Source organism: Oleiphilus sp. HI0066, assembly GCF_001635725.1.
Genome location: NZ_LWFH01001489.1, coordinates 1 through 12,809 on the forward strand (window position 1 = coordinate 1; position 12,809 = coordinate 12,809).

The 12,809-nt window shown below is 44.3% G+C and carries 15 protein-coding genes; 8 read left to right on the forward strand and 7 right to left on the reverse strand.

Annotated elements, in window-relative coordinates; translation table 11 throughout:
* Positions 1-927: chloride channel protein (locus tag A3738_RS23045; protein WP_197473977.1), on the reverse strand; the 927-nt coding region annotated here is incomplete at its 3' end.
* A 93-nt stretch (positions 928-1,020) separates the two neighbouring features.
* Between A3738_RS23045 and argC the strand changes: the two genes are divergently transcribed.
* From argC to erpA, 4 genes are all read left to right on the forward strand, one after another.
* Complete coding sequence (argC, locus tag A3738_RS23050; protein WP_068501683.1) at positions 1,021-2,067, forward strand: N-acetyl-gamma-glutamyl-phosphate reductase; 1,047 nt, start codon at positions 1,021-1,023, stop codon at positions 2,065-2,067.
* Positions 2,068-2,074: 7 nt separating this feature from the next.
* Entirely contained in the window at positions 2,075-2,845 is a 771-nt protein-coding gene (locus A3738_RS23055) for a DUF6776 family protein (protein WP_068501680.1), read from the forward strand.
* A gap of 12 nt (positions 2,846-2,857) precedes the next feature.
* Positions 2,858-3,319, forward strand: coding sequence for a polymer-forming cytoskeletal protein (locus tag A3738_RS23060; RefSeq protein ID WP_068501677.1), 462 nt, complete (start codon positions 2,858-2,860; stop codon positions 3,317-3,319).
* 63 nt (positions 3,320-3,382) lie between these two features.
* A complete protein-coding gene (gene erpA, locus A3738_RS23065; protein WP_068482247.1) occupies positions 3,383-3,736 on the forward strand; it encodes an iron-sulfur cluster insertion protein ErpA in 354 nt (117 codons plus the stop codon).
* Here the strand turns inward: erpA and A3738_RS23070 are convergent.
* From A3738_RS23070 to A3738_RS23090, 5 genes are all read right to left on the reverse strand, one after another.
* Positions 3,729-5,798: a GNAT family N-acetyltransferase gene (locus tag A3738_RS23070; protein WP_197472305.1), complete on the reverse strand. Its 2,070-nt coding sequence runs from the start codon at positions 5,796-5,798 to the stop codon at positions 3,729-3,731. The genes erpA and A3738_RS23070 overlap by 8 nt on opposite strands.
* Positions 5,799-5,866: 68 nt before the next feature.
* The gene (locus A3738_RS23075; protein ID WP_068482241.1) at positions 5,867-6,133 is read right to left on the reverse strand and encodes a hypothetical protein; all 267 of its coding nucleotides are present in this window, start codon (positions 6,131-6,133) and stop codon (positions 5,867-5,869) included.
* A gap of 67 nt (positions 6,134-6,200) precedes the next feature.
* A complete protein-coding gene (locus tag A3738_RS23080; protein WP_068482238.1) occupies positions 6,201-7,070 on the reverse strand; it encodes an acyl-CoA thioesterase II in 870 nt (289 codons plus the stop codon).
* Positions 7,071-7,089: 19 nt separating this feature from the next.
* The gene (locus A3738_RS23085) at positions 7,090-8,238 is read right to left on the reverse strand and encodes an NAD(P)/FAD-dependent oxidoreductase (RefSeq protein ID WP_068501672.1); all 1,149 of its coding nucleotides are present in this window, start codon (positions 8,236-8,238) and stop codon (positions 7,090-7,092) included.
* Positions 8,238-8,402: a rubredoxin gene (locus A3738_RS23090; RefSeq protein WP_068473805.1), complete on the reverse strand. Its 165-nt coding sequence runs from the start codon at positions 8,400-8,402 to the stop codon at positions 8,238-8,240. Before A3738_RS23090 ends, A3738_RS23085 begins: the two co-directional genes overlap by 1 nt.
* A gap of 147 nt (positions 8,403-8,549) precedes the next feature.
* Between A3738_RS23090 and A3738_RS32725 the strand changes: the two genes are divergently transcribed.
* From A3738_RS32725 to phoR, 4 genes are all read left to right on the forward strand, one after another.
* Entirely contained in the window at positions 8,550-9,095 is a 546-nt protein-coding gene (locus A3738_RS32725) for a chorismate lyase (protein WP_068473808.1), read from the forward strand.
* A 3-nt stretch (positions 9,096-9,098) separates the two neighbouring features.
* Positions 9,099-10,004 (forward strand): 4-hydroxybenzoate octaprenyltransferase, encoded by a 906-nt coding sequence (ubiA, locus tag A3738_RS23100; RefSeq protein WP_082868859.1) that lies wholly within the window; start codon positions 9,099-9,101, stop codon positions 10,002-10,004.
* 110 nt (positions 10,005-10,114) lie between these two features.
* Complete coding sequence (gene phoB / locus A3738_RS23105; RefSeq protein WP_068482232.1) at positions 10,115-10,810, forward strand: phosphate regulon transcriptional regulator PhoB; 696 nt, start codon at positions 10,115-10,117, stop codon at positions 10,808-10,810.
* A gap of 52 nt (positions 10,811-10,862) precedes the next feature.
* A complete protein-coding gene (gene phoR, locus A3738_RS23110) occupies positions 10,863-12,164 on the forward strand; it encodes a phosphate regulon sensor histidine kinase PhoR (RefSeq protein ID WP_068501669.1) in 1,302 nt (433 codons plus the stop codon).
* Here phoR and cysZ read toward each other — a convergent pair.
* Positions 12,161-12,809, reverse strand: a 649-nt coding sequence (gene cysZ / locus A3738_RS23115; RefSeq protein ID WP_082890122.1) for a sulfate transporter CysZ, incomplete at its 5' end; no start/stop codon positions are given. The two genes, phoR and cysZ, sit on opposite strands and share 4 nt — an antisense overlap.

The following is a 12,809-nucleotide window of genomic DNA, read 5'->3' on the forward strand; positions in this document are numbered from 1 at the left end:
CATGATTTCGGGAATGAAGTACGCAACCGCGCCAGTGAAGCACCCAGCCGCTAGAATTCTTAAGAAGATATTGACTTTAGAAAAGCGCATCGAGCTCAGTGTTAAGCGAACGAAACTTGCCGATACTGCACCGATTAATAATCCACAAAAAATAATATAAGGAATTTCAAATGGAGAGCTGAGATCAAGCTGCGGAACTAGAAATGCCGGTTCAGTGCCATAGAACATCTGTGATGCAAAAGCTGCGGTCACTGATGCAATAATAATTGGTGTAAAACCGATGAGGCTGTATTCCATTAACACGACTTCCATCGCGAAAATAACCCCCGCGATGGGGGTATTAAACGATGCTGATATAGCAGCCGCTGTGCCACAAGCGATCAGTATACGAATACTGTTGTTCGGCAACTTGAAATATTGCCCCATGATACTTGCCGCGGCGGAACCCAAATGTACAGCAGGGCCTTCTCGACCAGACGACTGCCCACTAATAACCGTCAACACCCCGCCAAAAAACTGCACAACTAGTGATTTTAATGACATGTAGCCTTGATGGTAGGCGAGACGTTCCATCACATAAGCAACGCCAGTTTTGCGATGCACAACGCCTAGTTTGTACCAAATTAAGCCAATAATGATGGCGCCTGATAAGGGTAGCGTCGCACGTAGCGTTTGAGATAGTCCTTCAAAATTCTCAGGATCTCCTTCAGGGAGATATAGTGACAGAGCCGTTTCTATAAAACCGCGAAACAGAAGAATAACTAAAGTGGTAACGAGCCCAACGAAAAAGCCAAGTAGTGCAAGCTGAGGAAGCGCATCGGCAGCGCCGAGTCTTTCTCTGAATCCATGTTTGTATGAGTCTAGCTTTGATCTAAAAGGCATAAGTTTTGCTGTAAGTGAAGAAAGCGGCGAAAAATCGTTGTTCATTCTAACCTGTTCAGTCTTTATCGATAAAGAACAGTGTTGGTTTTCCTGATACAATGCGCGCGTTTTTAGAGCTACAAAAAGTAGGAGTTAAGCGTGATAAAAGCTGGGATTGTTGGCGCAACGGGATATACCGGTTCCGAGTTACTGCGAATTTTAGTCGGGCATCCGCATGTTGAGGTACATGCTGTGTGTTCGCGTAGTGATGCAGGGCGACCTGTTGTGGAAATGTTTCCTAATTTACGTGGCTTTTTAAATATTGATTTTTGTGAGCCGAGCGCAGAAAACCTCAAAGGTTGCGATGTGATCTTTTTCGCGACACCCCATGGCGTTGCGCAGGCCATGATGTCGGATGTGCTAGCAAGTGGCGCGCGTGTTATCGATCTTTCTGCTGATTTTCGTATTAAGGATCAGGCTTTATGGGAAAAATGGTATCAACAAGCTCATAACAGCCCTGAATTGATCGATGAAGCGGTTTATGGTTTACCTGAAGTAAATCGTGACAAGATCGCCGATACTCGTTTACTAGCGTGTCCCGGTTGTTATCCGACTGCGATTCAATTGGGTTTGATTCCTTTAATTGAGAATGGATTAGTGAATGTTGATCAGTTGATCGCAGACGCAAAGTCAGGCGTGAGTGGCGCGGGAAGAAAGGCTAGTGTCGGCACGCTTTTGTCAGAATGTGCAGATAGTTTTAAAGCTTATGGCATTAGCGGTCATCGTCACCGTCCAGAAATCGAGCAGGGTTTATCGTGGGCTGCAGGCAAACCAGTCAGCCTTACGTTTGTGCCACACTTAGTTCCAATGATCCGAGGTATCGAGGCAACGTTGTATGCGCCTCTGAATGAAAAAGGCGAAGAAATGTCTTTGGGTCAGGTTCAAGCTTTATTTGAAGAGCGTTACCAAGGCGAAGCCTTCGTTGATGTAATGCCATCAGGATCTTTGCCAGAAACTCGCAGCGTAAAAGGTTCGAATATTTGTCGTCTTGCAATTCATCAACAAGAAGGCAGTAACATGTTGATTATCAGTTCGGTGATCGACAATTTAGTTAAAGGCGCATCGGGGCAAGCTGTTCAGAACATGAATATCATGTTCGGTTTCGAAGAGACATGTGGTTTGCAACAAGTTCCTTTGAGCCCTTAAGGATATTATGGCTAAACATAATCCGCATGAAAAAATGGTGTTGGTTCGTCATGAGCCAGGACGAAAACGTAAGCTGATTATTCAGCTAACTTGCTTGGTGCTCGTTTGTGCGAGTGCGGCTTATTACGTCGGCGTTTTTGAAATGAAACAACGACACCAGGTAGCCGTAGAAAGTCTGAATGCATTGTCCGAGCAATATCGTTTATCGGTCGATGAGAATCAGGGCTTAAAGCAAAAAATCGCGAATCTTGAACAAAGCGAAGCCATTAACTTGCATGCAAAGCAAGAGATTCAAAGCACCATTCGTGGTTTGCGAGAGCAGGTTGCTGGATTGAAGAAAGATGTAAGCTTTTATCAGAACATTATGGCGCCATCTGACAATAACAAAGGCTTACAAATTCAAGCCCTTGAATTGTCTGCATTAAGTGAAAACAGGCACTATGCTTATAAAATCGTGTTGGCGCAGTTAGCAAACAACAAACGCTATTTACAGGGTGTTGTTGCTGTAAACTTGATTGGTCAACGTGATTCAGAGAGTGTCATTCTTCCTCTTCGAGATGTGTCTGAGGTTGAAGAGTTAGGAATGAAATTCCGTTTTAGATATTTCCAAGAATTTGCAGGTGAGCTGATCTTGCCCGAAAATTTTGAGCCCGAAAATATTCAAGTGGTTGCTCAGAGCAAAGGGAAAAGTGCATCGCGTGTAGAACGCAATGTCGCTTGGCAAGAGCTGATACCTGCGTTAACCGCAGCACCAAGCGTTGCGGTCTTAGAAGAATAGGTAGAGGTTTATATGTGGGGAAAAAACAAACGCAAAGATATCGCTAAATCTCATAATGTTCCGTTTGAAACGCTAATCAGCAGTAAAACGAGCATGGAAGGTGATATTCAGTTTTCTGGGGGCCTACATATTGATGGCTTAATCAAAGGTACGATTCGCTCTACCGATGATCAAGAAGCAGTTGTTCGTATTAGTGATATTGGTGAAATAGATGGTGATGTTATTGCACCACATATCATCATTAACGGTACGGTTTATGGTGATGTATATGCATCAAAGCATGTCGAACTAGCTGAAAATGCGTCGGTTAAGGGTAATGTCTATTACAACTTAATCGAGATGGCGATGGGAGCCGAAGTAAACGGAAACCTTGTTCATCAGAAGCAACCTTCACCAGAAGACCAAGTAGTTGGGGATAAAGAAAATGTCTCAGATGCAGTAGCATTGAAGGCAGTTGCATCGCAGGGCGAGTAATACTTGACTGTTTTTGTCGGATAAGCGGATAATTGCGCGAAGTTTGAGTACTCCGGAGTCCCAATGAGCGTTGTTGAGTCACATATCCCTTCTCCATTAGTCTTTACCGATGCCGCGGCTACTAAGGTAAGAAATCTAATCGAGGAAGAAGAAAATCCAGAATTGAAACTACGTGTTTATGTAACAGGTGGTGGATGTTCGGGCTTTCAGTACGGTTTCACGTTTGATGAAGCGCAAGCAGACGACGATACTGTGATTGAAAACATGGGCGTTAACTTAGTGGTTGATGCGATGTCGTATCAATATTTAGTGGGCTCGACGGTAGATTACAGCGAAGGTCTGAAAGGTTCTCAGTTTGTCGTCAGTAACCCGAATGCCACAACGACCTGTGGGTGCGGGTCTAGCTTCACTATATAGTCAATTCTGCGAGAAGCGTTTTGCTCGCTTCTCGCAAATATGCCAGCCATTCTTTCTTACTCAGTTTTTTCCCATCAACTTTAAATATTTCCATCGCATAGTTTTGTAGCATAACTGCGATTAAAACGTTTGCTTGCTCGGTATTGATAACGCGTTTCGTTGCACAATAAAGTGTAAGCGCGCGAATATCTGGCCAGCTATCCCAAAGGCTTGTTTGTCCTGCGGAAAATTTGTTGAGACGTGCAATTTGTTGCTCGCTGAGAGCCTCTCCAACATTTAATGATCTGCCTACATCCAATAGAATCGTATTAACAAGCGCAGGGCTCAATTTCTGAAAATAGATTGGTAAGCCGATAACAAAGTGATCGATAAAGCGCTGTTTGCTTGATGATAAGAGTGTTTTTGCTTTTGAAGATATTGGGTTAAGCATCATCATGGACGGCAGCCCACTAGAAGCATCAGCTTGATAGCTTAATCGTGTACTTTCAAAATCGGCTCGTGCCCAAAAGTTAAAGAGCTTAGCTTCGAGACCATAGCTCACGCTGCATGCATCTAAATTCTGAACCTTGGCGGATGCAAGGAGCTCTTGTATCAGCTCTGATCCTATTTGACTTGATTGGCGAGCGGGGTGCACAACAATACGTAAAATACGTTGGCACTTGAGGTCTAACCATTCTGCCTGAGAGTAGAAACTCGCAAATGCCTGTAGGCTAAGATGTCCTTTTAATCTGCGTTTGCCGTTGATGATGTCTTGTTTTAACTGCGCGTCTTGTGCCGATAAATCTTCTTCAACGCTCGCTAAAACACCAACGATATGTTCTCCCTCGAACATCACACCGATACGTATGTCTTCGTTGTCAATGAGCTGGCTTAAATCAGAAGGGCGGCTTTGATAATGAGCGAGAACTAAGAGAGCAAAGACTTGTTCAAGAAGGCTTTGGTCTTCAAGTAATTCTTTTTTATTGATCCACTCAAAATGGCGTGCTTGAGGCTCTGTTGTATCGACTTCTGTTAAGTGTGCCTGTAAAACGAAGCTCTCATTGATGACTCGTTCTAGTGGGTCGCCGCTTGCCCAGCGTATAGGCTGATCTAGCGAGTAAAAGCTAGCTTGTTTATGTTCTGCCTTAAATATTGTATTAAGTTTTAAATCAAAGCCGCGACCACTGCCTTCATATCCGTGCAATGTACTCGCCATAACGATTCTCGCATAGTGCTCAATCAAGCTATGAAGGGTAGGGAGCGGAAAGCTGGCTGCTTCATCGATAATGAGTAAGTGCGTTTCGGGGAGAGTTTCTAACAGAACATCGCTCGGTATAACGCGCAGTTTATCGCGCAAAGATGCGTGATCGATGTTTTGTTCAAAATGCTGAATTAAAGTCGCAACGGAATTTGGATGATCAGCAACGAGTATGATGTTCTCGAGCTTAGCGTTATTGAGTAATTGCGCTGCTGCGATACCTAGTGTCGTCGATTTACCCCGTCCGCGGTCGGCTCGTAGAATCAGAGGACGATTGCGATGTCCTTTTACGACTCTTTCAATTTTTGCCAAGCAGGCCTGCTGTTCTTCGTTGAGTGTAATACCTTGTTTGTTTGATGATTGAACTTGGAAGGGATAAAACTGAGTTAGTGCTTCATCAAAGTTGTCACTATCTATAACAAGCATTGCTTCGCTTTCTATCAGTGTATTTAAAAATCGAGAGTGGGATGCTTGAAGCTGGTTATCCGTATCGTCGATTAATACGAAGAGCAGTCCGCCGCCTTCGAGAACACCACTACTTGCTGCGATCGCGTCAGGATGAATCTCTTTGCGTAAGTCCCAAATGAGTATTTGGCTTTGTTGTCCGAGTATTTCGCGATAATGCTTGGGTGCAATGCATCGATCATGCTCGCTACGGAGTAAAGATGCATCATGCCCCAACAAAATAGCGCTTTGCCCGTCTGGGAGTTTTTTAGCTAGGACTTGATAGCTTTCCTTCACCCAATCAGCAGTGCCTTTTATCGCTATGCAGGCTCGAAAATGTTGCTGCTGAAGTTGATGGATATGTTCTTGTATCTGATGCATCGCTGATAAAACTGACAGATATAAAAAACGGAGCGTGTTGCTCCGTTTTAAATGCGTCATCTTCTGAGTTAGTAGAGTGCCGCTTCGTCGTCTAAGACTTCATTAATAATGTCGAGGAAGATTTTATCCGCATCACTATGTTCTTCTGGAATGCGCACAATGGTATTTGCGCTGATTTCTTCAGCGATTAATTTTGCTGAGTCTGGTTGGCCTTTGTGTTGACGCGCGATTTCCATGCATTTTGTGGCGATTGTCGGATCAGAGAGAACCTTGCGGATAAAGGTTCGTAGTTCACTGATTACCTTGGCTTGACGGCTTTCTTCAGCACTGCTCATGGCCATACTCCTTTGATATTAAATACTACCTTTTATCATGGCCCTGAACTCGCCATAGCGCAAGCGATTAAGCTGGCTTTTGTGGTTTTTTCCGAATCAGTGCTTCTTGGCAAACTGATGCAACAAGTTCACCTTTTTGATTGAAAATGTTGCCACGATTGAATCCTCTGCCGTTTGAAGCGCTAGGACTGTCCATATCATAGAGAAGCCAATCATCAACACGGAATGGACGATGGAACCAAAGCGCGTGATCAATACTGGCAACTTGCATGCCCTTTTGCGCAAAGCTCACGCCGTGAGGAAGCATGCTTGTGCCTAGCAAACCGAAGTCCGATGCGTAAGTCAGAATACATTGATGCAGGTATAGATCATCTGGTAGCTCACCTACCGCTCGAAACCAATTTTGTTTATAGGGTGCACGTACATCAGGATTTGAATAATTCACCGGATTAACGGGGCGAATCTCAATAGGGCGGTCGCGTGTAAACTGATCTCTAAGCTTTTCTGGGATCAGATGTTTAAAGCGCCTGCGCATATCTAGTTCAGAAAGTAAGACATCAGGTTCTGTGCTGGCAGGCATATCAATCTGATGCTCAAAGCCAATTTCAGGAACTTGAAATGATGCATTAAGGGTAAAGATCTCTTTGTCATGTTGACGCGCAATTACGCGACGAGCAGAAAAACTGCCACCATCCCGGAGAGATTGCACTTCGTATTGAATAGGTAAGTTTGGATCTCCTGCGCGCAGAAAGTATCCATGCATAGAATGTGCGATGCGATCTTCAACAGATTGATAGGCTGCCATCATCGCTTGGCCGCAAACTTGGCCGCCAAAGACATTAGGAAAACCTAGATCTTCGCTTGCGCCTTGAAAATGAGAATCGTCGATTTGTTCCAGTTTTAAGACATCAATCAACTGTTGAAGAACGTCGCTCATAGATATGTACTTCTTACTATTATTCTGGGTGGATAGCTTGAACTTGCTTTGCTAAAACCTGCTTTTGTTTCGTCGCATCGCCGGTTAATGCGAAGCCAAGAAGCTCGCCTTGATCCGACTTAAACAACGCTGTGGTATTGAACCCGTCTGATTCGATATCCCAAGTGCCATTTTCATTTGATGCAGGAAGAACAACGACAGGGCAGGCAGGTGTTTTAACTGCCACCGGCATTACACCATAACTCACAAGCTTCGGTTCGTCATTGAGTGTGCTGGCAAGCGCTCGAGCACATGCCATCATCGGCAAAACATAGAGCATAACCATGCCATCGACTTCTGCACAATCGCCCAGTGTGTAGACGTTCTTAGCGGACGTTTCCAAACTACGATCGCACGTAATGCCTTTATTAGTCTCGATGCCGCTCTCAGAAGCCAGCTTAGTATTTGGTGCTAAACCAATCGCACTAATCGCTATATCGGCTGAGATTTTTTCACCGTTGTCGAGCTCCACTATTACGCCATCAACAGTTTCTTGGATATCAACAACGCTTCGCTCAAAGTAGAAGTTCGCGCCGGCATCACTCAAGCTTTTTGTAACACATTCTGATGCTTCTGGCGGCAGCATGGTATCTAAAACATGTTGGCTTAAGCCGATCAATGACACTTCATATTCGCCATTCAAAAGATCGTTCGCGTATTCACAACCGATCAAACCTGTTCCGACAATTGCGACATGCTTTTTGCCTTGGCTAGCTGTGCGGAATGCGCGGTAATCATCAAGATCATTGATCGAGAAAATGCGGTCACTCTCAGGTTTAACAAACTTCAGTTTGAATGGACTTGCGCCCGTCGCTAATACGAGCTTGCTGTATTCGATCGTCTCATTATCAACGAGGATTGTTTGTTTTTCAGTGTCGATATTTTGCACACTTGTTTGTGTGCGTATTGACATATTTAACTGTTCTGACATTTGCACAGCATTAGACATTACTAATGCTTCTGCGTCTTTATTTTTGGTGAATCCCGTTGACAGCATCGGTTTAGAATATGCGCTGCCATCGTCTTGGGTAATCATTAACAGAGGAGTTTCAGAATTAAGTTTTCGAAATTCGCGGGCTACTGCATAGCCCGCCATTCCAGAACCAATAATGATGATCGCTTGGCTCATTAAGCTTCTACCATTTCGAAGTCTTCTTTGCCGACACCGCAATCAGGACATTCCCAATCGTCTGGCACATCTTCCCATTTTGTACCTGGTGGGATGTTGTCGTCAGGCCAACCTTCAGCTTCATCGTAAATAAGGCCGCATACTACACAAAGCCATTTTTTCATGGTGTTCCTCTTTGTTTCTGTTGGAAGGAATTCAATGGTCGGCTAATGTATCGGATATCTCCGAGTCTCTCAATGGCTGATCAGATCCGTGGTTTATATAAGCGGCCTTCGTTATACTTTGCGCTGACCTAGTGAGTGCCCATAAAAATGTGCTCATTTCTTCTGCTATCAGCAAGGTGTAAATTGCAAACCGAACATTTTCATTGGCATTCCTACCGGCGTGTACCTTCTTCTTTTATTCCTCGGGTTTGGCAATCGTGGGTACTCGATGCTGGATCGTTAACAAAGCGATTGCAGCAAGCATCAAACGGAAGTTTTAAAGTCCGTGTAAAGGCGCAGCAATACGCGAAACCAACAATGAGTGAGAGAAGAGCTTTGAATCTGTCGATAGGGCGCTACGCTTTGATTCGCGAGGTTGATTTACTTTGCCACGACAAGGTTTGGGTTAGTGCTAGAAGTGTTATTCCATTGCATTCACTGGTTGGTAAAGAGCGGCAGTTAAAGTGCCTGGGCTCAAAACCTTTGGGAGCATTTTTATTTGCCTCGCGGTCAATGAAGCGCGAAGCTATTCAGCTAACAAGAACATCTGGGGGTAATCAGCCAACTTACGCTCGGCGCTCTGTGTTTCGCTTACACAACAAGCCCTTACTAGTGGCAGAAAAGTTTCATACCTCAGTTATTCATCACTCTTAAGCTATGTTGAATCTAAGATATAAATTTAAAGAAGTTCTGACCCAAGCTGGTCTACTCGAAGGTAAACCGGCAGCATTATGGCGCTTGGCGCGGTTTGATAAGCCCATTGGTACATTCTTAGTGTTATGGCCTGCTATGTGGGCTTTATGGATTGCGAGTGATGGTTTGCCTTCAGCGCTTCATTTGTTTGTATTTGTTTCTGGAGCGATCGCAATGCGCGCTGCAGGCTGTGTGATTAATGATATTGCAGATCGCAATATTGATGGCCACGTTGAGCGCACTAAAGCTAGGCCTCTAGCTGCTGGTGAGTTGAGTTTAAAAGATGCCATCATATTTTTCGTCGTCTTATGTTTTTCAGCCTTGCTATTGGTTCTTTGTTTAAACACTAGTGCGATTGTTTGGTCCTTTGGTGCATTGGCCCTCGCGTGTATTTATCCTTTCATGAAGCGTTACACCTTCTTGCCGCAAGTCTTTCTTGGTGCTGCGTTTGCGTGGTCCATTCCTATGGCATTTGCAGCAGTCATCGAAAAGGTGCCGGCTCTTGCTTGGATAATTTTTACAGCAACGCTGTTATGGACTGTCGCTTACGACACAATTTACGCGATGATGGATCGTGAGGATGATCTGAAAATTGGAGTGAAATCCACAGCGATTCTGTTCGGTAATGCAGACCGATCGATTATCGCGAGCCTTCAAGTGTTGTTTGTGCTTGCGATGTGCTTGCTGGGCGAGCAGTTAAATCTCGGAAGCTTCTATTTCTTGTCCATTGTCGTCGCGTCAGTGCTGTTGGTATACCAACAACATTTGATACGTTTACGTTATAAAGACGATTGTTTACGTGCATTTTTGAACAATAACTGGGTGGGTTTTGCCATTTTTGTTGGTATCGCACTTGATTATGCGACTTGATGAACGTTTAAGCGCTTTTCCTGTCATATACTTGTAACAAACCTCCTTTCTAATACCGCGACGAGTAGGTATTTGCTCAGATGTGATTGAGCATAATGAGAGTGTAAGACATGGCAGATAAGAAAATCCTTATTGTGGATGACGAGTCATCCATCCGCGAAATGATCGCAGTAGCTTTAGAGATGGCAGGGTATACCTGTTTTGAAGCGAGTAATGCCCGTGACGCTCACAGCATTGTGCTAGACGATCGCCCCGATATGATCTTATTAGACTGGATGTTGCCGGAAACGAGCGGTGTAGAGTTTGCCCGACGTTTGAAGCGTGACGAAAGCACTTCTGAAATTCCAATCATTATGATCACTGCGAAAGTCGAAGAAGACAATAAGATTCAAGGCTTGGAAGTCGGAGCGGATGATTACATTACTAAGCCTTTTTCTCCACGTGAGTTAGTGGCTAGGTTAAAAGCGGTGCTGCGTCGAGCTAATCCACAAGGGTTAGAGTCTGCGATTAATATTGATGGCTTAGAGCTCGATCCAGTCTGTCACCGTGTTAGCTCAGAAGGTGAAACGCTTTCGATGGGGCCAACAGAATATAAACTCCTGCAGTTTTTCATGACACACCAAGATCGCGTCTACACGCGAGCGCAGCTATTGGACCTCGTTTGGGGTGGTAATGTGTATGTGGAAGAACGCACTGTTGATGTACACATTCGTCGTTTGCGCAAAGCGATCGGCAAACGCCATGAAGCCTTAGTTCAAACTGTTCGAGGTACCGGTTATCGTTTTTCTACCAAAACGGCGCATTAATTGGCTAATATAGCCTTATCTATTTTGTGCGAGTTTAAAGGAAGCAAAGCGAATGCATAAACGCGCGTCTGCACATGTCCGCTATTTAGTGTGGGCATTTGTGCTAGCTGTTTTACTCGGCTTAATCACGGACCTTCTCCTTCCTAGTCTTCTGGTGTTCTTTGCGAGCTATAGCTTGTGGATGGTGCGACAAGCACTTCGTTTACATGCTTGGCTCTATCCAACTAAAAAGCCAAAAGAAGTGCCTGAAAGTTATGGTTTATGGGGAGACCTTTTTGAAGGTTTGTATTACACCCAATTGCAAAATAAAAAGGCACGTAAGCGCTTAAGCAAAATGATTAAGCGTGTTCGTAATTCGGCGAATGCTCTGAAAGATGCCGTTGTGATGACCAACGAAATGGGGCAAATGGATTGGTGGAATGAAGCCGCAACGCGATTATTTGGCTTTGATGATGATAAAGATCAGGCTCAACTTGTTACAAATTTAGTAAGAGATCCTGAATTTAAAGCCTATTTTGACGCAAAGAAATATGATGACGCTTTAGAAATCACATCCCCGACTGATCCCAATCTCATTATTCGTATTCACATTACTTTGTTCGGTAAACAGGAACGTTTGATCTTGGCGCAAGACGTCACGCGCCTACATCATTTAGAACAAATGCGACGTGACTTTGTCAGTAACGTCTCGCATGAGCTACGTACACCATTAACTGTGATTCGCGGTTATCTCGAAACGCTGATTGATAGTGAAGAGGCTCCTGAAAAATGGCATCGAGCCCTAATGTCGATGGAAGGACAAACGAATCGCTTGGAAGCGATCATTAATGACTTATTGGTGTTAGAGAAATTTGAAGCACAAGATCGCGTTCATGCTGAAAAAGAAGTATTGATTGTGCCATTGCTCGAGAGCGTACTTCATGATGCAGAGCTGTTCAGTGCGGATAATGAACATCAAATTTCGCTCGATATTGTTTCAAATGCCAATATTTTTGGTGTTGAGAATCAATTACGATCTGCGATTTCAAATATCGTGTTTAATGCCGTGAAATATACGCCAGCAAAAGGCTCTGTCGTCATCCGCTGGTGGCAAGATCATGGTGGTTGCCACTTGTCAGTGACGGATACGGGGTGTGGTTTTGACCCGATTCATATCCCACGTTTAACGGAGCGTTTCTATCGCGCCGACCCTAGCCGAAACTCTAATACTGGAGGCTCTGGTTTAGGGCTTGCCATCGTAAAACACGTGTTGATCAACCATGGTGCGAACTTGGAAGTACAAAGCGGGATTGATCAGGGAAGTACGTTTACCTGTCACTTCCCCAATCAGCGTGTCGTCGTGCCTAAAGATTAAGCCTTATAAGCATCTCGTTGTTTCAGCCAATACACAACGCCACCACATACTGCGGCTGGCAGTACTACTAAATTGATGATTGGAACGAGGGTTAAGCCAAAAGTGCATAAGCCGAAGCCCAATGCGCTGGCTCGGTCTTTTGCTAGGAATTTTCGTAAGTCTGGAAATGACATGCGATTGTTGTCGGCAGGGTAATCCACATATTGAATCGCCATCATCCAACCTGAAAACACAATCCAAATAATGGCTACTAAGGCATTTACTCCCGGAATAAGTCCGAGAAAAAACAAAGCTGCGACGCGCGGTAAATAATAAGCCAGCTTTCTCAGTTCTCTAAATATCGTTCTGGGGATCAGTGCCAGAAGCTCTTTTGCGGTAAATGGACTCTCGTCTTTTTTACCCGCTAATTTGTTTTCAACAACTTCAGCTAGAAAGCCATAGAAGGGCGCACCGATTAAGTTAGCGGTCGAAACAAAGGCGTAAAAAATTAATAAGATCATCGCGATAAAGTAGATGAGCCAAAATGCCCATTCGAGAAAACCTAACCACTCAGGTATCCATGACATTAAGTAAGTCATGCCTTCGTTGTAGAGCGCTTTTGCCCATACAAATAACAGTGAGAAAAGAATGATATTGGCGATGATG